Origin of the sequence: Nesterenkonia maliinae, assembly GCF_051262655.1 — a bacterium.
In the GTDB taxonomy this organism is placed as follows: Bacteria; Actinomycetota; Actinomycetes; order Actinomycetales; family Micrococcaceae; genus Nesterenkonia.
The window spans coordinates 106,483-124,558 of sequence record NZ_JBIMEY010000004.1; the positions used below are offsets into that span (position 1 = coordinate 106,483).

Annotated in this window: 19 protein-coding genes; 9 read left to right on the forward strand and 10 right to left on the reverse strand. The window is 64.1% G+C overall.

All coding sequences use genetic code 11. The annotated features are described in order from the left end of the window. The first annotated feature begins 74 nt into the window (after window positions 1-74). Together ACHAA4_RS09340 and ACHAA4_RS09345 are read left to right on the forward strand one after the other, a co-directional pair. On the forward strand, window positions 75-650 hold the full coding sequence (locus ACHAA4_RS09340) for a helix-turn-helix transcriptional regulator (RefSeq protein WP_435773901.1): 576 nt from the start codon (window positions 75-77) through the stop codon (window positions 648-650). 25 nt (window positions 651-675) lie between these two features. Beyond that, entirely contained in the window at window positions 676-2,448 is a 1,773-nt protein-coding gene (locus ACHAA4_RS09345; RefSeq protein ID WP_435773902.1) for an ABC1 kinase family protein, read from the forward strand. A gap of 55 nt (window positions 2,449-2,503) precedes the next feature. Here ACHAA4_RS09345 and ACHAA4_RS09350 read toward each other — a convergent pair whose 3' ends face one another. The 6 genes from ACHAA4_RS09350 to ACHAA4_RS09375 all read right to left on the reverse strand — a co-directional run bounded on the left by ACHAA4_RS09350 (window position 2,504) and on the right by ACHAA4_RS09375 (window position 7,039). Beyond that, window positions 2,504-2,764: a hypothetical protein gene (locus ACHAA4_RS09350; RefSeq protein ID WP_435773903.1), complete on the reverse strand. Its 261-nt coding sequence runs from the start codon at window positions 2,762-2,764 to the stop codon at window positions 2,504-2,506. A 14-nt stretch (window positions 2,765-2,778) separates the two neighbouring features. Continuing rightward, the gene (locus ACHAA4_RS09355; protein WP_435773904.1) at window positions 2,779-2,940 is read right to left on the reverse strand and encodes a hypothetical protein; all 162 of its coding nucleotides are present in this window, start codon (window positions 2,938-2,940) and stop codon (window positions 2,779-2,781) included. Between the two features lie 140 nt (window positions 2,941-3,080). Continuing rightward, window positions 3,081-3,449, reverse strand: coding sequence for a BON domain-containing protein (locus ACHAA4_RS09360; RefSeq protein WP_435773905.1), 369 nt, complete (start codon window positions 3,447-3,449; stop codon window positions 3,081-3,083). 136 nt (window positions 3,450-3,585) lie between these two features. Next, on the reverse strand, window positions 3,586-4,476 hold the full coding sequence (locus tag ACHAA4_RS09365; protein WP_435773906.1) for a sensor histidine kinase: 891 nt from the start codon (window positions 4,474-4,476) through the stop codon (window positions 3,586-3,588). Then, window positions 4,412-5,287: a GAF domain-containing protein gene (locus ACHAA4_RS09370; protein WP_435773907.1), complete on the reverse strand. Its 876-nt coding sequence runs from the start codon at window positions 5,285-5,287 to the stop codon at window positions 4,412-4,414. The genes ACHAA4_RS09365 and ACHAA4_RS09370 overlap by 65 nt, the downstream gene beginning before the upstream one ends. 285 nt (window positions 5,288-5,572) lie before the next feature. Continuing rightward, window positions 5,573-7,039 (reverse strand): protein adenylyltransferase SelO, encoded by a 1,467-nt coding sequence (locus ACHAA4_RS09375; RefSeq protein WP_435773908.1) that lies wholly within the window; start codon window positions 7,037-7,039, stop codon window positions 5,573-5,575. A 282-nt stretch (window positions 7,040-7,321) separates the two neighbouring features. Here ACHAA4_RS09375 and ACHAA4_RS09380 point away from each other — a divergent pair, with 282 nt between their 5' ends. The 4 genes from ACHAA4_RS09380 to ACHAA4_RS09395 all read left to right on the forward strand — a co-directional run bounded on the left by ACHAA4_RS09380 (window position 7,322) and on the right by ACHAA4_RS09395 (window position 11,370). Beyond that, window positions 7,322-8,164, forward strand: coding sequence for an SDR family NAD(P)-dependent oxidoreductase (locus ACHAA4_RS09380; RefSeq protein WP_435773909.1), 843 nt, complete (start codon window positions 7,322-7,324; stop codon window positions 8,162-8,164). 79 nt (window positions 8,165-8,243) lie between these two features. After that, on the forward strand, window positions 8,244-9,212 hold the full coding sequence (locus ACHAA4_RS09385; protein WP_435773910.1) for a hypothetical protein: 969 nt from the start codon (window positions 8,244-8,246) through the stop codon (window positions 9,210-9,212). Between the two features lie 21 nt (window positions 9,213-9,233). After that, window positions 9,234-10,478, forward strand: a complete 1,245-nt coding sequence (locus tag ACHAA4_RS09390) for an MFS transporter (protein ID WP_435774037.1) — start codon at window positions 9,234-9,236, stop codon at window positions 10,476-10,478. Between the two features lie 76 nt (window positions 10,479-10,554). Beyond that, on the forward strand, window positions 10,555-11,370 hold the full coding sequence (locus ACHAA4_RS09395) for a CDP-alcohol phosphatidyltransferase family protein (RefSeq protein WP_435773911.1): 816 nt from the start codon (window positions 10,555-10,557) through the stop codon (window positions 11,368-11,370). 130 nt (window positions 11,371-11,500) lie between these two features. Here the strand turns inward: ACHAA4_RS09395 and ACHAA4_RS09400 are convergent, their stop codons facing one another. Beyond that, window positions 11,501-12,214: a TetR family transcriptional regulator gene (locus ACHAA4_RS09400; protein ID WP_435773912.1), complete on the reverse strand. Its 714-nt coding sequence runs from the start codon at window positions 12,212-12,214 to the stop codon at window positions 11,501-11,503. On the opposite strand from ACHAA4_RS09400, the gene ACHAA4_RS09405 reads away from it, so the two are divergent. Next, complete coding sequence (locus ACHAA4_RS09405; protein WP_435773913.1) at window positions 12,213-13,013, forward strand: SDR family NAD(P)-dependent oxidoreductase; 801 nt, start codon at window positions 12,213-12,215, stop codon at window positions 13,011-13,013. The genes ACHAA4_RS09400 and ACHAA4_RS09405 overlap by 2 nt on opposite strands. Window positions 13,014-13,162: 149 nt before the next feature. Here ACHAA4_RS09405 and ACHAA4_RS09410 read toward each other — a convergent pair whose 3' ends face one another. Further along, window positions 13,163-13,675, reverse strand: coding sequence for an RES domain-containing protein (locus ACHAA4_RS09410; RefSeq protein ID WP_435773914.1), 513 nt, complete (start codon window positions 13,673-13,675; stop codon window positions 13,163-13,165). 557 nt (window positions 13,676-14,232) lie between these two features. On the opposite strand from ACHAA4_RS09410, the gene ACHAA4_RS09415 reads away from it, so the two are divergent. Next, window positions 14,233-14,964: a C40 family peptidase gene (locus tag ACHAA4_RS09415; RefSeq protein ID WP_435773915.1), complete on the forward strand. Its 732-nt coding sequence runs from the start codon at window positions 14,233-14,235 to the stop codon at window positions 14,962-14,964. 196 nt (window positions 14,965-15,160) lie between these two features. On the opposite strand, the gene ACHAA4_RS09420 is transcribed toward ACHAA4_RS09415, so the two are convergent. After that, a complete protein-coding gene (locus ACHAA4_RS09420; RefSeq protein WP_435773916.1) occupies window positions 15,161-16,042 on the reverse strand; it encodes a LysR family transcriptional regulator in 882 nt (293 codons plus the stop codon). A gap of 51 nt (window positions 16,043-16,093) precedes the next feature. Here ACHAA4_RS09420 and ACHAA4_RS09425 point away from each other — a divergent pair, with 51 nt between their 5' ends. Then, window positions 16,094-17,095 carry a DMT family transporter gene (locus tag ACHAA4_RS09425; RefSeq protein ID WP_435773917.1) on the forward strand — a complete coding sequence of 334 codons (1,002 nt, stop codon included), beginning with the start codon at window positions 16,094-16,096 and terminating at the stop codon, window positions 17,093-17,095. A gap of 120 nt (window positions 17,096-17,215) precedes the next feature. Here the strand turns inward: ACHAA4_RS09425 and ACHAA4_RS09430 are convergent, their stop codons facing one another. Next, a complete protein-coding gene (locus tag ACHAA4_RS09430) occupies window positions 17,216-17,974 on the reverse strand; it encodes a GntR family transcriptional regulator (protein WP_435773918.1) in 759 nt (252 codons plus the stop codon). Window positions 17,975-18,076 lie beyond the last annotated feature (102 nt).

The window sequence follows — 18,076 nt, forward strand, 5'->3', positions numbered from 1 at the left end:
CACGCTGTCCTGCTGGGCGATATATCGTTAAGTCTGATCGGACCCATCCTGGGTGCGGCGCTAAGGAGGCTGTTGTGACTGGATCATTTGCAGGCGACTCACATGCCCGCGGAATCTTCGGAGACCGCCGACCAGCTGCAGGAGGCCCACCGGCTGACCTGTGGGATGCACTCGATCAGCTGCGTGGTGCGTTCAAGGACAAATCCGCTCCACGTGCCAGCCGTGGCGATGTCCGAGCCGCGGTTCTCGCTCTTCTGGCCGAACGCTCGATGCACGGCTACCAGATCATCCACGAGATCGAGCAGCGCAGTGGAGGAGCGTGGAAGCCCAGCCCCGGCTCGGTGTACCCCACGCTTCAGCTCCTGGCCGATGAAGGGCTGATCCACGCCGAAGCCGAGGGCGGACGCAAGACGTATTCACTCACCGAGGAAGGCCGGGAGGCCGCGGCCGCCGCGGAACAGTGGCCCGCTCAGTGGCAGGGTGCCGAGAACCGCAGCCACGCGGTGCGAACCCTGTCCAAGGCCGGGATGGAACTGGCTCAGGCCGCCGCGCAGGTCGGTCGCTCCGGAACCCCGGAGCAGATCCACCAGGCGGAGAAGGAGATCGACCAGGTGCGTCGCAAGCTCTTCGCCATCCTCGCGCAGGATTGAACGGCGTGCTCGCCCCAGGTGACCAGTGGGGTCGCGGCGTCCAGGACACCGAGTGAGTCCAACCGCTAAGTCGCTGCGCTCCCGCTACCGCCGCATTCTGCGGTTCGCTGCACTTCACCTGGTGCAGGTGTGGTGGTTCGAGCTGTTCCTGCCGCGCCTCGGTCTCTCCCGGCTGGCCGGGGTGGGGCGATCGCGACGCATGCGGCGTCTCGCGCAGCGCTTCCATGTGCTCGCAGTCGATCTCGGCGGGCTGATGATCAAGGTCGGCCAGTTCCTCTCCTCCCGGTTGGACGTGCTGCCGCCGGAGATCACCAAGGAGCTGGAAGGGCTGCAGGATGAGGTCAGTCCCGTGGACTTCGCCGAGATTCAGGCCGCGGCCGAGCGAGAACTGGGCGCGCCGCTGGAGCAGGTCTTCTCCGCCGTGGACTCCACGCCGCTTGCAGCAGCCTCGCTGGGCCAGGCGCACCGAGCCACGCCCACCCCCGAGGACGCCGACCTGGCCGGAATCGGTGCCGCCGTCGTGAAGATCCAGCGCCCCGGGATCGATGACATCGTCGACGTCGACCTGGCCGCACTGCGACGGGTGGGTCGCTGGCTCTCGCACATCCGACTGGTGAGCAACCGGGTGGACGCGCCTGCCCTGGTGGAGGAGTTCGCCGCGACCAGCCTGCAGGAGATCGACTACCTCAATGAGGCGTCCAACGCCGAGCGCTTCGCGGGGAACTTCGCCGAGGATCCGCGCGTCTCCGTGCCTGAGGTGATGTGGGAGCGCACCACGCGGCGGGTGCTCACCCTCCAGGACGTGAGCGCGATCAAGATCAATGATGTGCCGCGGCTCAAGGCTGCGGGGATCGATCCGAACGCAGTCGCCACCGAGTTCGCGAACGTGATGTTCGATCAGATCTTCGTCCACGGGTTCTTCCACGCCGACCCGCATCCCGGGAACATCTTCGTCACGCCGACGCCGACGCCGGTCCCGTCGGCAACGTCGACTCAGACCCAGTCCCTCTCGGGTGACGAGCTGCCGGCAGAGGCGCAGCCACCCCAGTGGCACCTGACCTTCATCGACTTCGGCATGATGGGCGAGATCCCGGACACGCTGCGCGACGGACTGCGCCGAGTGTTCATCGCCGCGGCCTCACGCGATGGCAAAGGCCTGGTCGACGCGATCCAAGAGGTGGGCGTGCTGCTTCCCTCAGCCGACACCGCGGAGCTCGAGCGTGCCATGACCCAGCTCTTCGCCCGCTTCGGCGGGATGGGCTTCGCCGAGCTGAAGGAAGTCGACCCGCGGGAGTTCCGCGACTTCGCCAACGAGTTCGGCGAGCTGGTCCGCTCGCTCCCGTTCCAGCTGCCGGAGAACTTCCTGCTGATGCTGCGAACCGTCTCGCTGATATCGGGTGTCTGCAGCACCCTGGATTCCAAGTTCAACCTCTGGGACGCCATCGAGCCCTATGCCGAGCAGCTCATCCGCGACCAGGGCCGGCCAGCTGTGGAGGACGCGGCTCGCAAGGCCGTGGCCACCGTGTCGACCGCACTCCGGCTGCCGGGCCGACTCTCCGACGTCGTCGATCGGATCGAGGACGGTCGGATCGCCGTGCGCACCCCGGATCTCGAGCGGCGCACCGCGGCTTTGGAGCGCGTCGGTCGGCGACTCATCTCAGCGGTGCTTTTCACCGGGCTGCTGGTGACCGGAACGCTGGTGCGGGGTGAGGACACTGTGCTCGGCGCGGTGTTGATGGTGGCTTCCCTGGTGCCGCTGCTGCACGCGGTGCTCCCGTCACGGCGGGGTGGGCGTTAGCTGGAGCCATGCTGCGGGAGCCTGTTTCGGCTGCCACTGTCGGCTGCTTCCGAGCTCAGTGAGTGCTCGTCGTCTGCTGGTAGAGCGCGAGCCGGGGGGCTCCAGCGACGACGCGATAGACACTCGTCATGATGGCCTCGAAGGTCGACTCGCCGCTGTCTCGATCAGCACGGGCGCGGTAGATCAGGGCGGCTGAGTCGGTTCCGGTCTCGACGATCCGGGCGTCCTCAATGATGAAGGAATCCCAGGGCGGCGCAGCATCGAGGGTGCTGGCGATCGTGTCCCTGTCCATGACGGTTCCGTCGACGAGGATCATGACCGCATCTGCGGTTATGAGTTCTCCGTGAACGTGCCGCCCTCGCCTCGGCACAGTGACGCCCATCCCTCGTGCTCGATGGAGAGGAGCTGCTCGTGGGAAAGTTCCAATAGCCCTGCGGCGGCTTCTCCTCGCTCGGTGAGGAAGACGATCCTCTCGGGATGGACTGCGGGCATCGCGGAGCACCTGCTCAGCGATGTCGATGTCGGTCTCGGTGGCCAAGGCCGGCGGCACCGCCCCAATGTGGGCAGATGCAGTTCTTCGTGCGCCGCGTGGTCGGAGCGTCCATAGGATGAGTCCTTCCGGATCGCCAGGGTCACCAGGTGCGGACCCGCAACCGATTCTCGATCCGGGTCACCTCCGGGGACGCTCCGGACGCCATAGCCGCTTGCGCAACCTGGTCGGGAGACGATACGAAGCCGGTCAGAACTGCAGTGTCTTCGATGATGGTCACTGCGACGTGGGTGTCATCAAGGTGCGGGTTTCGGCGCATCGCGCTCTTGATTCGCTGCGTCGCGGTTTCCACAGAGGTGCGCGGCGACACCGTGATCCTGTCCTTCATTGATTCCAGTTCAGATGCATGTTTGACGGCCGGTTTGGCTGCTCCTCGCCGGACGTTCGGTGCCGCCGTCACGGTCCGCATCAGATGGCGTCCCGGCACGGGGCAGGTCGCGATATTCTCCATAGCCGAAGTCACTCCCTTCCTCGCAGCGATCCATGGGTTTCGTACCACCATGGACGGCTGGCTCGGGTGATCCCAGGGCCATTGGTCCCACCGAGTTTCGTGACGGGTGGGTCGAAGCCTTGAGATTCCTGTGGACTCAGCCGGCGCGAGGAGCCTCTTCTGAGGTGATCGGGACCTCCCAGTGGGCGCGGGTCCCGCCCGAGCTGAGCGGAGAGAGTGTGAACTCGCCGCCGCGAGCGTGGGCGCGGGCACTGAGGTTCTCGGTGCCGCCTCGGTGTGAGATTGCGGAGGCCACCCCGACGCCATCGTCGTCGACGGTGATGGTGACGCGGTTTCCAGTGGCGGAGATGTCCACCGAGGTGGCATTCGCTCTGGCGTGACGAGCAACATTGCTGAGGGATTCTCGGACCACGGCGACGGCGTCGTCGGCCAGGGACCCGTTCAGGTGCAGGTCAACAGGTCCGGTGAAGGTTATCCGGGGGGCAGAGGGGAGGCTGGGGGTGATCTCGGAGATCGCCTCGACGAGGCGGTGCCTCACCTGGTCGGTCGATGCTCGGGTCTCCAGCGCAAAGATCGCAGTCCGGATGTCAGTGATGGCAGAGTCGATGCGGTCTACCGGCGGTGCAAGGCTGTCGGTGAGCTGCGGATGCGTCGAAGCCAAGGACTGCAGCTCCAGGCCGGTGGCGAAGAGGTTCTGGATGACGTGATCGTGGAGGTCCCGGGCGATACGTTGGCGTTCTTCGACCAGCTGCATCCTCTGCTGGTCGGCTCTGGCCCAGGCGAGGGCGACAGCGAGGCCAGCCTGATCGGCGAACTTCGCAAGCAGCTTGAGATCGTCCCTGGTGAAGGGAGGTTCGGCCTCGGATCGGGTGGCGCACAGCGAGGCTACCCGTTCTCCGGTGACCGTCAGAGGCACCGCGATCATTGAGGCGTTGGGCAGGTCATCGGTGAACGGAATGGGCTCATCGCCTCGCACCGGGGTCAGGCCTGGTTCTCCCTCCATGGCGCGGGAAAGGACGCAGTTCATCCAGGGCACCGAGGTTCCCTGGATCCGGCAGGCGCCGCCCCCCCCGCGCGGTGTCGACGTAGAGTTCGCGGCCCACCGATTCAGAGACCGCCACGAGGACCAGCTGGGCCTCCAGGAGCGACACTATGCTCTCGGCAAGCACGCCGAATATCTCCGTGTCCTCTGCGGCCAGCAGCCTCGTCGCAGCGTCCCCGAGCGCGGCGTGGAGCTCCTGGGCTCGACGGGTTTGTTCATAGAGCCGGGCGTTGTTGATGGCTGTCGCGGCGGTCCCGGCCAGTGCACGGATGAGGACCTCGTCGTCTGCGGTGAACGCCTCCGCGGAAGGGTTCGTCAGATAGAGCGCACCGTATGTGCTCCCCTGGATGGTGATGGGGACGCCGAGAAAGGCCTGCATTGCAGGGTGTCCTAGAGGTGCGCCGACCGACCGAGGATCCTCGGCGAGATTCTGCAACCGGAGGGTTTCGCCGTTGAGCACGGCGCCGAGCAGGCCGAGTCCCTGGGGCGGGTCCCCCATCCGTCTGACGAGTTCGGCGGACATGCCGATGTGGATGAATCGCTCCAGCGTGCCCTCGTCGTCGAGAACCCCGAGGGCGGCGAAACGCGCATCGACCAGTGCGCGGGCCGCTTCGACCAGATGGTGCAGCACCTGATCCAGGTCGAGATCCTCAGTCACCAGCTGGCTTGCCTGGAGCAGGTCGAGGACCCCGTGGCGATCTACGCCGGAGTCGGCGCGCACTGCGGCGGTGACGCCATCTGAGAGGTTCGCCTGATGCGGATCGGTTTCGGGAAAATCTGCGAATTGATCCGACATGACCGCCCCGTCGCAGATGATTAAGCCTGTGACCTAAGTCATACGCGAGTGGAGTTGGAATGTAAAGCGAGAGGCGGAGTCGCCGCAGCGGTGTGCAGGACAGATTCCTGGATCCTCGAGAGCGTCACCTCATCCGCGGCGCGCAGTGATCACCAGCGCGCCAACGTCCTGACCCATCGGTTCGGAGTCGTATCCGCCGAACACGCTGTCGATGTCAAGACCGGCACCGAGGAGCGTCGCGCGGATCTCTCGTGGCCCAACGGGGTCCTGTTCAGTGGAGGATCCTCAGGTCCCGCAGAAGGTTCGGTAGGGGCCGAAGCTCGCCGGTGGCGGGGACGTATAGCGAGCGTAGCCCTCGCGCTCGCGATAAGGATCGATGACGGCCTCCAACAGCTTATGGAACGGTGACAAGTCGCCGTCGGTCGCCGCGTCGAGGGCTTCCTCGACCAGGTGGTTTCGCGGAATGTACACAGGGTTGACCCTGGCTATCTGCTCCGGATCAGGGGAAAGCTCGCGCCAGCCCTGCAGCCAGGCATTGAGAGCATCGAGATCGAGGGCCTGCTGTCGAACAGGTTGCAGGTCCCCGGAGGCAGCCTGGGTGAGTGCCCGGAAGAACGAGGTGTAGTCGAGGGACTGCTCCTGCAGCAGGGTCATGAGGTCGTTGATCACCGGTGAGCTGACCTCGTCATTCAGGTCCTGTGGCAGTCCCAGCTTGGTCTTCATGCCGAGAGACCAGGCAGCACTGTACTCATCGCGGAAGGCACCCAGGGCTTCCTGCGCCAGGGCAACGGCTTGATCGTCGTCGTCCTCGAACAGCGGCAGCAGAGTCTCGGCGAAGCGGGCCAGGTTCCATTCGGCGATCGCCGGCTGGTTCCGGTAGGCGTAGCGACCGTTCTGGTCGATAGAGCTGTAGACCGCGGCGGGGTCGAAGGCGTCCATGAACGCGCAGGGGCCGTAATCGATGGATTCCCCGGAGATCGTCATGTTGTCGGTGTTCATCACTCCGTGGACAAAACCGACCAGCATCCACTGGGCGATCAGCTCCGCCTGGGCCGAGACCACCGATGCGAAGAGTGCGAGATAGGGATTCTCAGCGTTCTTCGCCTCGGGGGCGTGTCGGGCGATCGCATGGTCGGCCAGACGGCGCACGAGTTCGGTGCCACCCGTGGCCCGTGCGTACTGAAAACTGCCCACGCGCAGGTGGCTCTTGGCCACCCGGGTAAGAACCGCCCCAGGCAACGCTGTCTCGCGCTGCACAAGGTCACCGGTGGTGAGGACCGCTAGGGAACGAGTGGTGGGAATTCCCAGGGCGTGCATCGCCTCGCTGATGACGTACTCGCGCAGCATCGGGCCCAGCGCAGCCTGGCCGTCGGCGCCCCCTCGCGCGAAGGGTGTCCGCCCCGATCCTTTGAGATGGACGTCGCGCAGCTGACCTTCACCGTCGGTGAGCTCGCCGAGCAACAGGGCCCGTCCGTCTCCCAGACGCGGGGAGTATGAACCGAACTGGTGGCCAGAGTAGCCCTGAGCTACTGGGGTGGCGCTTGAGGGTACTCGGTTGCCGACCAGCAGGCGGACGCCCTCTGGGCTGTGCAATTCTGCGGGTTCAAGTCCCAAGTGATGCGCCAACGGCTCGTTGAGCACGATCAGCTGCGGAGCGGTGGCCTTTTGGGCGGACCACGGGATCGACAACTCGGGGAGCTCCTGCGCGAAGCGGCGATCCAGTGCGATGTCGAATTCTGCTGGGCTACTCATCGGGGCGACACCTCGCGCCTTCCACATCGGAGGACTGGCTTTCTCAGGACACTGTCACTATCCCAGATCCACAAGCAGCGGCATTCGGGGCTTATCTCGGAGCCGAGCTTTGCATCGTCGGGTGTCTCACCCCGGAGGCTGAGCTTATGCCAATCCGGCGTGATGCTGACATCATCGTGTTGATGATCGCGGTCGCGTCCGCGGTGGTCCACGCGCTCGCCACCAACCTGCCACACGGCGCTGCCACGGCCGTTGAACGTTCATCCGACAAGGAGACATCCCATGAACGAAAAGACCATCGTCCTCACAGGTGCCAGTGACGGAATTGGAGCAGCCGCCGCCCGCCAGCTTGTCGCGGGCGGGCACACGGTCGCCCTTGTGGGGCGCTCGAAACAGAAGACAGAGGCCCTGGCGCACGAGCTCAACGCCGACTTCTTTCTCGCGGACTTCACAAGGTTCTCCGAGGTGAGGGCACTCGCGGAGCGCCTGGAGGACAGGTACCCCCGGATAGACGTTCTGATCAACAATGCCGGCGGCATCTTCGGGGACCAGACCCGGACGGTCGATGGGTTCGAGAAGACGCTGCAGGTGAACCACCTCGCACCGTTCTTGCTGACCAACCTTCTGATGGAGACTCTGACGGCGAGCAACGCCTCCATCATCAACACCTCAAGCGTCGCAGCGCGCATCTTCGGGAAGATCAACCTTGAAGACCTCAACAACGAGCGGAAGTATTCCTCCAACAAGGCCTACGGGGACGCGAAGCTGGCCAACATCCTCTTCACCAAGGAACTCGACCGGAGGTTCTCCGAGCAGGGAATCTCCGCGGTCTCCTTCCATCCCGGAAACGTCCAGACGAGCTTCGCTTCGGACACCACCAGCGTGATGCGATTCATCTACCAGACGCCGCTTGGCCGTCTGGCCGGTCTCATCAGCCCGGAACAGAGCGCGGTCCACCTCGTATGGCTCGTCGAAGGCGCCCCGGGCCGAGAGTGGGTCTCAGGTCAGTACTACGAGAAGCAGAAGATCGCCAAGACCAACCCTCAGGCCGCAGACGCGCAGCTGGCAGTCGGACTGTGGGACAAGAGCGCTGATCTCGTAGAGATCACCACGACCACGCTCTAACAGGCGGCCCCCAGAGTCGTCGCGAGCGATCAGGCGACGAAGAGGATCGACATCTCACAGCAGGAGAAGGGATGGGCCTATGACGTCGGATTCACCCGTGGACTGGTTGATGCGAGGTGATCCGGTCATCCGGTGGCAAGCGATGCGTGACCTCTTGGATGCACCGGAGAGTCAGTGGTCCGCAGAACGTCGCAAGGTGGAGACTGGGGGATGGGGCGGGGCGCTTCTAGCTCTCCAGGACGACGACGGTCAGTGGGATGGGGGAGCCTTCCTTCCACGTGGGTTTACCTGGAGTCAGATGCGTGATGAAGGTCAGCCCTGGACTGCGACCTGCTGGGCACTGACTCAGTTGCAGGACTTCGGGCTCGATCCGACCTCTGAGAGTGCTCGACGCGCGGTCCAGCTGGTAGGTCAGAATGCTCGCTGGGATCACGACGGGCAGGAGTACTGGACTGGTGAAGTCGAGGAGTGCATCAATGGGCGGACGCTGGGGCAGGGAGCGTATTTCGGCGTCGACGTCGAAGCTATCGCGTCCCTTCTGGTGGGACAGGCCCTTCAGGACGGTGGATGGAACTGTGAACGAGAGCGTGGCTCACGGCGCTCGTCCTTCGACACGACCATCAACGTATTGGAAGGGTTGTTCGAATTCGAGCGGTCGACTGGCGGTACGTCTGCCTCTCAGCGGGCGCGTCTGGCCGGTGAGGAGTATCTGCTGAGTCGCAACCTGATGTACAGGCTCTCCACCGGCGAGTTGATCGACGAGGAGTATCTTGAGCTCAGCTACCCCCCTCGGTGGCACTTCAACGTTTTGCGAGCGCTCGAGCACTTTCGCCGCGCGAGTATTCACGCGGGTACGTTGCCAGACCTCAGGCTTGCAGGTGCGGTGGAGCATCTCAGATCCATGCGACTGCGTGATGGCCGATGGAGTCTGGGACGCGGCTACCGTGGGCGCAGCTGGTTCCCGATGGACTCCGGGCCGGGAAGGCCGTCGACGTGGGTCACCCTGAAGGCACTTCGAGTGCTGCGGTGGTGGGACGCCGCGCGATGAGGAGAGAGTCAACACGCCCCGCTGACGAGTTTCCTCCTAGTCGACGTCGGACCACGGTCTAGGCGGAGAGCCGGGTCACCGATGTTACAGAGCTTCTCCGATGTCTTGTCGACCTCACAGTCCAGGGGACTAGTCACCTTCGGGTTCCTCGCCAGATCGCCCATGGGCATGAGGGCCATCGCGGTCTTGTTGTTCGTCGAGCACCAGACCGGGTCCTACGCCGTCGCGGGTCTCGCCATGGGCGTGATGACCGCAGCTCAGGCGCTCGTGGGCCCCTTGTTGGGGCGCGCCGTGGACACGGTCGGCCCCCAACGAGTCTTGATCCTGGCGGCGGTCGGGCACGTCGTCTTCGGCTCAGGGTTTGCCTTGGCCGTCTGGAACGACTGGTCGACCGTCTATGTGGTGCTCCTGGGTGGCCTCACCGGTGGGACGATCGCGCCCGTCGGGGCCATCGTCAGAGGCCGCTGGGTGGATCTGCTGCGGGATCGCCCGGAGCGTCTGCGGACTGCCTACTCTGTGGAATCGTTCATCGACGAGGTGATCTACATCGGGGGCCCCATCCTCGCAGTTGCTCTGGCACACGGCGGATACCCCCTCTTGGGCTTCGCGCTCACCGTCGCTGTCACAGGCACCGGGTCTCTGTTGCTCTGCGCCGCGCGGGTGCTGTCCTCCCGAAGTTCCCGACGCGCCTCGGTCCACCGCGCGGAGCCGTCGACCCCGCGGGTGTCAGTGCGAAAGGTGCCGGGATTGGCGGCGATTCTGCTGGGGTACGCCGGGCTGGGGATCTTCCTCGGCGCAGTAGATGTCGCTGTGGTGGCCTCGGCGGGGGAGTATGCCGGTTGGATCCTCGGGGCTCTTGGCGCTGGAAGCCTGTTCGCAGCACTGGTGCTCGGGGCGCTGCCCAGCCGGTGGAACCTGATCTGGGTCCGCTCGTGTTCAGGGCTCTTGATGGCCCTCAGCTGCGCCGCCGCCTTCTGGCTGGAATCACCTCTCGCGCTGGCCCTGCTTCTGGGCGCCGCGGGGTTGGCCGTGTCTCCTACCCTGGTGATCGGCGCCGACACCCTGCGCTCCATGGCGCCGCCACGCCAGATCAGCGAGATGTTCACCTGGTCGTCGAGCATCCTGGTCGCCTCAATGGGCCTTGGCAGCTTCTCCGCGGGCCTGTTCTCTGACACGGTCCCGGGGTGGGGCTTCCTGGTGGCAGTGCTGGGAGGGGTGTTTGCGGGTGTCAGTGGCCTCAAGGATCTCCGACTGACCAGAGGATAAGTGGAATCGACGGTGACACCGGTGCCGAAGATTCTCCATGTGGCCGCCGACACATTCAGCAGACTAGGGTAAGGCAATGTCCGCGCCTCAATCCGGTCCCTGGCATCGCCTGGCGGCGATGTCGGTCCACGCCTACACCGCTCTGGGTGTTGTCCTTGCGCTGCTTATGGTGCACATGTCCTATGCCGGTGAAGTCGAGATCGTGCTGTGGCTCTTCCTCGCCGCGATGGTCATCGACGGCTCTGACGGTTTTCTGGCGCGCCGCTTCCGAGTCAAGGAAGTGGTGCCAGGCTTCGACGGCGCACTGTTGGACAATATCGTCGACTACATCACCTACGCGTTCGCGCCGATGGTGCTTCTGTGGAGCGCTGGATACCTGCCGGACGGCTGGCTCGGCGGCGTCGTCGCCTCTGTGCCGCTGTTGGCGTCCTGCTTCCAGTTCTGCCGCAGCGACGCCAAGACCGATGACCACTTCTTCGTCGGATTCCCCAGCTACTGGAACATTGCCGCGTTCTACCTCATTGTGCTCGGCGCCAGCACTGCCGTGACCACCACCACGCTGCTCGTTCTGACAGTGCTCGTGTTCGTTCCGGTCAAGTACGTCTACCCTTCCCGAACCGAGACAGCGTGGTGGCTGACCATGACGCTCACCACGCTGTGGCTGGGCCTCTATGCGCTGATACTTGCGCAGTACCCCTCGCCGAGCCTGTGGCTGGTCGCCTTGTCCGGCGGCTACGTGCTCTATTACGCGGCTCTGAGCCTGCGTCTGACGCTGAATCGGCGAAGGCAGGATGGAGGCCCAGCGGGTCCAGCCAGTGCGGCGGAGGGTTACTCGGCTGCGGACGGCAATGGGGATAGTCGGCGCACCCCGCAACGTGCTGAAGAACTCTGAGGCAGTTCAGCATCCTTCGTGTCACTCAGCCCAAAGGTTCAAGACTCGAGGCGTGATTCTCCATCATCGGATCAACGCTAGCGGGGGAGTCAAGACCTTGGTCCGACGGTGCTCATCGTGTGTGAGCGGCCTACCGTCGGATCGAGGTGACCAGGTCATCGAAGATCGCGGCGGGATCTTCGGATCCTGCGCTGCGCAGCCAACGATCGGTCGCCAATCGCAGGCAGGCACAAGCCGCACCCACCATGGCCCGTGCCTGGTACTCCACGCCGGCGCGAGGCGAATCAGGCCCAGCCTCCAAGCGTTCCGCGAGGTGCGGCGCCAGAAGGTCCTCCCACTGCTGATACTTCTCCAGGTCGCGAGCGCGAATGGACGGAGTCTCCAGGATGATCCGCGCGATGGACTCCAGATCTCCAGCAGGATAGACGGGGTCCTCGACGAGCACATGGAGAGAGTGTCGCAACGCATCCCATGCATTTTCACCAGCCGGCCGATTTACCAGAGCATCTCTCACCCGGGTCCCGGAATCCACCAGAGTGCCGAGCACCACGTCCTCCTTCGAGGGGAAGTACCGGAAAAAGGATCGCGGCGAGATCCCCGCCCTCGAGGCGATCTGCGCCGTCGTGACCTCATGGAAGCCGTGCGCTGCAAACAACTCGATAGCGACCGCAGCGACCTCGTCGCGCATTGAGGCTCGCGTGCGTTCACGAAGCGATGCCTCTGAATATCTCCGACTGTCCATGTACGGCATCCTAGTCCCACTGCCTTTGTGGCACGTAATGCCGTCCTGACATAGACTGCCACCAAGGCACTTAATGCCGTCGCTTCTAGTCGAGGGAATCATGAAGCCACTTCGCCATGACCGCCAGACAGTCCTTATCACTGGTGCGAGCTCCGGTATAGGCGCCGAGTTCGCGCGGCGGCTCGCTGCGGCGGGCTCTCACCTTGTCCTGGTCGCGCGACGACTCGATCGCCTCGACACACTCGCGGCCGAGCTGAGAGCCCGGCACGACGTGCAGGTGCACACGATCGCCGCCGACCTTTCCGAAGCGGCCCCCGGCGAGGCGCTTCTCACGGAGGTCGAAGCCCGGGGCATCCACGTGACCAGCGTGATCAACAATGCGGGATTCGGCATCTGGGCCACGCTTGACGAGTCTGACCCCGCGGAGCTCCGAAAGATGATCGCCGTCAACGTCAGCGCGGTGATGGACATCAGTCGAGCCTTTATCGCGGGGCTCCGCCAGAGCGGGAACGGCTACCTCCTGAACATCACGAGCCTGGCGGCATACTCCTCCATCCCGATGCAAGGCGCCTACTCCGCTGCCAAGGCATTCGTCCTGAGCTTCACCGAGAGCCTGTGGGCCGAAGTCCGCGGCACCGGATTGCGAGTCCTTGCCTATGCCCCCGGGATCACTCGGACGGAATTCTTCGACGTCAGCGGTGGGAACGATGCAGGACCCTCCCAGTCCGCGGAAGAAGTGGTCGAGGGGGCCCTGCGCGTGCTCGGACGCCGCAACCCGCCGCCCAGCTGGGTTTCTGGCCACCTGAACCACGTGATCGCCATCCTGCCTCGATACTTCACCCGCCGACGGGCGGTCCTGCTCACGGCGGCCACCACGATGCGAGACCAACCGAGAGTCTGATTGGGTCCTCGTACGGAGCGTCTCCGAGGACCTGACCGGGGTCAAGTTTCCCGTTGCTGAGGCAGCCGTCGAATGAGATGTGTAGTCCTCCCGCCGATGGCGACGAGGCCCTTCGAGACTCGGCCTGCCCCTCAATCGTGCCGCAACCCTCAGATCCAGTCCGGCGTCACAGACGCGGCGCCCGGCTGGTTCCAGGTGAACAGGGTCAAGTGCCATAGCCCTGGTCGCGTCCGGGACGGGTTGATCAGCCCGTGAGCGCCGAGCTCGACCAGCCTTTCACGGACCTTCCATGAGGCCGGCGCCCTGCCTGCTGCCACATCGCCCTGCCAGGGCGCCGCGGCCGCGTCGACGTCGACGCCGATCGCCTTCATCGTCGTCCTGTCTCGAAGATCAGCGATGCGCGAAGCCGTGACCTGGAAGGAGAGTGTCTCCCGAACGGGGGAGGAGGAATCGGTATGGGCCAGCATCGCGGCAGCCACACCCTCCCGCGAGGCGCTGAGGTAGAGGGTAGGTGTCCCTCGAGGTGAGAATCTTCCCTCCGAGTGAGAACCATCAAGTGCCTGCTGTGTGAAGGTGGGATCCACGGCGCGGTAGAAGATTCCACGGACGTAGCTGAACGGCGTGGCACCCTCGGGCTGGACGGTCGGTCCTGTTTCGCTCACTGCCTGACCTCCTGCTTCCGTGTTGAGCTGCAGGCCACAGGGCCACGTGGTCACCTCCTCGTCGAGTACATGCAGACCTCCTCATCTTGCCTGGTTCCGAGCATTCTGCCCGGGTGTCGGTCGCAGGACCATCCCGGTGCCTGCGGTCTCGGAATTCTTGGAGGCGCGGGTCTGGCGGGTGGCCTGATGTGGCACATCTCTCTGCCTCGCGATCGAGAAATGGTTCTGGCGATCTGATCAGTAATTTCAGTTGACCCAGTCGGCGAATCTGCGGCTCCGGTGCGACGCTCGACCGCGTGTATCGGCACAATTCCTGGGGTGACCGTGACCTGAATGTGACATTCGCTAGCGGTTTGTTTTACGGTCGTTATCCCGGGACCTCGTCCCAGGAGCGCAGCACCTCTAGTCAGATCTACTCCTGCCGCTGACTCGAGCCGTTCAAAAAACTACCGACAGGCAGACGCGGGGCATCGCGGTCAATCCACCCTGAAGGCGACGAGCTTCCCGGCTCGCCGCTTCACGCTGCCGGCCCCGCACCAATAGGAAGAGGCTTCCAAGTGACCAACAACATGACCTCCGTCTCACGCCGTGACCGGCGCCGCCAGAACAAGCCCTCGCTCACGAAGGCCATGGCCTCCAACGCCGGGACCTTCGGCCGTGGTGCCGCAGCCGCCGTCGTGGCTTCCGGCCTGGTGCTCTCCTCAGCAGTTGCTGCAAACGCCGGCACCGGCGATGTAGTCCCCGAGAGCACCACCTGGGAAGCAGCGCCCTCCAGCTACAGCCCGGAGCGTGCCAGCACCACCGCCGCTCCTGCGGCCGTGACCGGCTCCCAGTGGGCCGAGCAGTTCACCGCGCAGTCGCAGACTGGCGCTTCCCCGCAGGCCCAGGGCAACATCCAGGTCGCGTCCTTCGCGCCGGCGCAGACCGAAGCGCCAGCCTCGAACGGTGGCAACGGTTCGATCGTGGGCGCCGCCTATGCCGGCGTGGGCAACCCCTACTCCTACGGTGGGACCTCGACCTCGGGCTGGGACTGCTCGGGATTCATCAACTGGGCCTATTCCCAGGCTGGTCTCGATGTTCCGCGCACCACCTACGGCATGATGGCGTCCATGAGCCAGGTCGATTCGCCCTCACCGGGTGACATCGTCATCCAGAACGGTGGCAGCCATGCCGCGATCTACGTGGGCAATGGCCAGCTCATCGGTGCGAACAACCCGGAGCAGGGCACGACGGTGTACTCCGCGGACTCTCCGTACTGGTCCACCACCATGTACCTGAGCCCCAACTGAGGCACCAGCACTGACGAAACCAAGGCCGCAGGGCGCGATCCGACCAGAAATCCCGCCCTGCGGCCTTTTCGTCACCACAGGCACCCCGACGCCGCCCCCGCCCGCCTGCATCCTGGATCTCCGTAGCTGATCCGGTCGCCCTGGCCCCCTGGCCCCCTGGCCCACTGGCCCGCGAACGGGAATGTGTGGTCGAGAGTCATGCGCGGTTTTTCGACTCGGTCACGATCAGCTCGAGCATCCGACTGACCGGAGGATGCCAGGGCCTGTTGGCTGGCCCGGTGAGGACAAGTCGGCGCTCCAGGCTCGGGTCCAGGTCGACCATGACCAGAGTGCTCGGCATCATCGACACTGCGAGCGCCGGCATGATCGCTACTCCGATGTCGTTTTCCACCATGCTGAGAAGCGTAGAGATCTCTCTTACCCGTTGAGCCGGAGCGTAGCGCGCGCCGATGCGCCTATGGATTGCTTTGATCTGCGGTTCGCAGCCGCCAGCAGATACCAATAACGGATCTTCGAGGAGCTCACCTAGGGCTATTCGGTCCTCGGTGCTGAACGGGTGGTCTTTGCGAAGCACCGCTTGGAATCTGTCTGTCAGCAGCTCCACCCCACCCGCGGGCGTCTTCTCAGGGTCTATGAGAATGGCGCAGTCCACGACCCCACTGTCCAGCCACTCTTCGAGTTCTTCGTCGTCGCCTTCGAAGATGCGCACGTCGACCTCAGGCAGAGCCTGAGCCCACTTGTTCATCAACTGAGGCAGCAGGCGGTGGGCCGCCGTCTGCGAAGCTGCGATTTTCACTGTTCCGGTAGGTACGTTCTGGTGATGCTCTTCAATGACAGATTCGATGGCACGCGCAGCCGCCAGCGCAGATCGGGCATGGTGAATCAGGTGACGACCTAACTCCGTCGGCTGAATCGGACTTGTCCGGGTCACCAGGGCGGCTCCTGCCGTCTTTTCCAGGGCCGCGATGCTGTGGGACACGGAGGACTGATCAACCCCGAGCTCCTGAGCGGCCGCACCGAAGCCACCGTGCTCCACGACCAGGGACAGCACGGTCAGCTGCTTCAACGTGACGCTCATGGTCTCTCCTCATGCCTTGATGACCTAGATGCATTGGACTCATACTGCCGCATGTCGGCACGCTGGGCGTATAGCGTCGAAAGGAATCGCATGAGCGCTGCAGCCAGGAAGCCAAAGCAGGCATCACTCTCGGTCGGGGCCCAGTACATCGCTGCAGCAGCCGTCTGGGGCTCGAGTTTCCTGTTCATCAAGATTGCCGTCCAAGGAATCTCGCCCGCGCAGGTCGTTCTTGGACGACTTGTGGGGGGCGCAGTGCTGTTGGCGCTGATCATGGTCCTGACCCGGCGTCGATGGCCGAGAGGCGCGCGGACCTGGCTTCACCTGTTCGCGATCGGGATCTTGATGTGTGTCGCCCCGTTCTTGATGTTCTCCTGGGCTGCCCAATACCTGCCTTCTGGGCTGTCGAGCATCTTCAATGCGACCACTCCGATCGCGACGATGCTCATCGCCCTGGCAGTTCTCCCCGAGGAACGTCTCACGAGGATCAAGACGATGGCGATGCTCACCGCCGCCGGGGGTGTCGTTCTAGTCCTTGGGCCTTGGCGATTCCTCGCCGACCTCGAGGATGCGAACCTTCTCGCTCAACTAGCCTGCCTGGGTGCGACAACCTGCTACGGGCTGGGGTTCACCTACACCCGCAAGTTCTTCCGTGCTCACGATTACGACTCCACCACGATTGCGGCCAGCCAGATCGGCGCAGGAGCCCTCGTCATCATCGTCCTGACCCCCTTCATCGGCCGTGATCCCGTCAACCTCTCGATCTCGATCGTTGTCAGTGTCATCTTGCTCGGAGCTGTCGGCACCGGTCTGGCCTACATCTGGTACACCAACGTCATCAACGCATGGGGAGCGACCGTCGCCTCCACGGTGACCTACCTGACGCCCATCGGAGGAGTGATTCTCGGGGTGCTCGTCCTGCACGAGCGCATTCAATGGAATGAGCTCGTCGGGGGAACCATCGTGATTCTCGCGGTCCTGATCAGCCAGGGCAGACTCAAGTTGCCCTCCATCATTCGGGCGAGGGCGTCCAACAAGACGGCCTTCCCTCGCTGAAGCGGAAAGTGATCAGGAGAGCCGTCGATGGCCGCCGATGTCTCCAGTCGGCGCGAATCGCGTACTGAGCGAGAAGACGACGACCGAACTCCCGACCAACCGATCTCCGTGCGGCCCGCTTCAGGTCTGGGAGACCACCGGCGGTGACGACCAGCGGCGGGATCTCCCGAGAGCGTCGGGAATCGTGGCGCCGAGGCTGTTGCGAATGTGGTCGCGGGACAGCTCCCTGGCCGCGGAGCTTTCGCCCTCGATGATCAGATCCAGCATCTCCTGATGTTGTTTGAAATCTGTGCTGCGCGGATTGTCCCCGGCCGGGAGGTCCAGAGCCAGACGCCGATAGCGGTCGGACTTGTCCCACAGGTCGTCTAAAAGTCTGATGAGAACCCTGTTATGGGAAGCGGTGTAGATCGCGCGATGAAATTCGCGGTGTATCGAAATTCCTTCTTCTCCCCACGCGCGGTTCACCGGGAGCAGCCGATCGGCTGCCGACGTCATCGCGAGGATGTCGTTGCTGGTTCGGAACTGGGCTGCGAGTTCCGTGGCCAGGGGCTCCAAGGAAAGGCGCACTTCTAACAATTCGTGAGCTTCAGTGGCATCCAGTGCGGCGATCTTCACGTCGCGATGAGTGTCGAGTTCGACCCACCCCTCGCTCGCCAAGCGTCGGACTGCTTCCCGCAGGGGAGTGATGCTCATGCCCATATCAGCGGCAAGTTGGTACTGCGAGAGCCGAGACCCGGGCTCAAGGCCGCCGGTGATGATGCGCCGACGAAGTTCTCGGTACGCCAACTCACCTTTGCTGAGACCGCTGACCTCCACGCTGACCAGTCTCCTCCCTTTTTCACCAAGTGCCCGACTGCATCCCGAAGAGGCAATTTCCATCCACTTTACTCGCACCATTGCACCGCCTCTTGTGTCCCACATCACTAGCCGGTACTGTCATGCCTATCTTATAAGACGCTTATAAGATCCTAGACAGATAGG

What these genes read in the sequence shown, in the direction of transcription:
- ACHAA4_RS09350 (WP_435773903.1), bottom strand. Translation starts at nt 2,764, where the DNA reads ATGATCCTCGTCGACGGAACCGTCATGGACAGGGACACGATCGCCAGC.
- ACHAA4_RS09355 (WP_435773904.1), bottom strand. Translation starts at nt 2,940, where the DNA reads ATGCCCGCAGTCCATCCCGAGAGGATCGTCTTCCTCACCGAGCGAGGA.
- ACHAA4_RS09360 (WP_435773905.1), bottom strand. Translation starts at nt 3,449, where the DNA reads ATGGAGAATATCGCGACCTGCCCCGTGCCGGGACGCCATCTGATGCGG.
- ACHAA4_RS09365 (WP_435773906.1), bottom strand. Translation starts at nt 4,476, where the DNA reads ATGAACTGCGTCCTTTCCCGCGCCATGGAGGGAGAACCAGGCCTGACC.
- ACHAA4_RS09370 (WP_435773907.1), bottom strand. Translation starts at nt 5,287, where the DNA reads ATGTCGGATCAATTCGCAGATTTTCCCGAAACCGATCCGCATCAGGCG.
- ACHAA4_RS09375 (WP_435773908.1), bottom strand. Translation starts at nt 7,039, where the DNA reads ATGAGTAGCCCAGCAGAATTCGACATCGCACTGGATCGCCGCTTCGCG.
- ACHAA4_RS09380 (WP_435773909.1), top strand. Translation starts at nt 7,322, where the DNA reads ATGAACGAAAAGACCATCGTCCTCACAGGTGCCAGTGACGGAATTGGA.
- ACHAA4_RS09385 (WP_435773910.1), top strand. Translation starts at nt 8,244, where the DNA reads ATGACGTCGGATTCACCCGTGGACTGGTTGATGCGAGGTGATCCGGTC.
- ACHAA4_RS09395 (WP_435773911.1), top strand. Translation starts at nt 10,555, where the DNA reads ATGTCCGCGCCTCAATCCGGTCCCTGGCATCGCCTGGCGGCGATGTCG.
- ACHAA4_RS09405 (WP_435773913.1), top strand. Translation starts at nt 12,213, where the DNA reads ATGAAGCCACTTCGCCATGACCGCCAGACAGTCCTTATCACTGGTGCG.
- ACHAA4_RS09400 (WP_435773912.1), bottom strand. Translation starts at nt 12,214, where the DNA reads ATGATTCCCTCGACTAGAAGCGACGGCATTAAGTGCCTTGGTGGCAGT.
- ACHAA4_RS09420 (WP_435773916.1), bottom strand. Translation starts at nt 16,042, where the DNA reads ATGAGCGTCACGTTGAAGCAGCTGACCGTGCTGTCCCTGGTCGTGGAG.
- ACHAA4_RS09425 (WP_435773917.1), top strand. Translation starts at nt 16,094, where the DNA reads ATGTCGGCACGCTGGGCGTATAGCGTCGAAAGGAATCGCATGAGCGCT.
- ACHAA4_RS09430 (WP_435773918.1), bottom strand. Translation starts at nt 17,974, where the DNA reads ATGGAAATTGCCTCTTCGGGATGCAGTCGGGCACTTGGTGAAAAAGGG.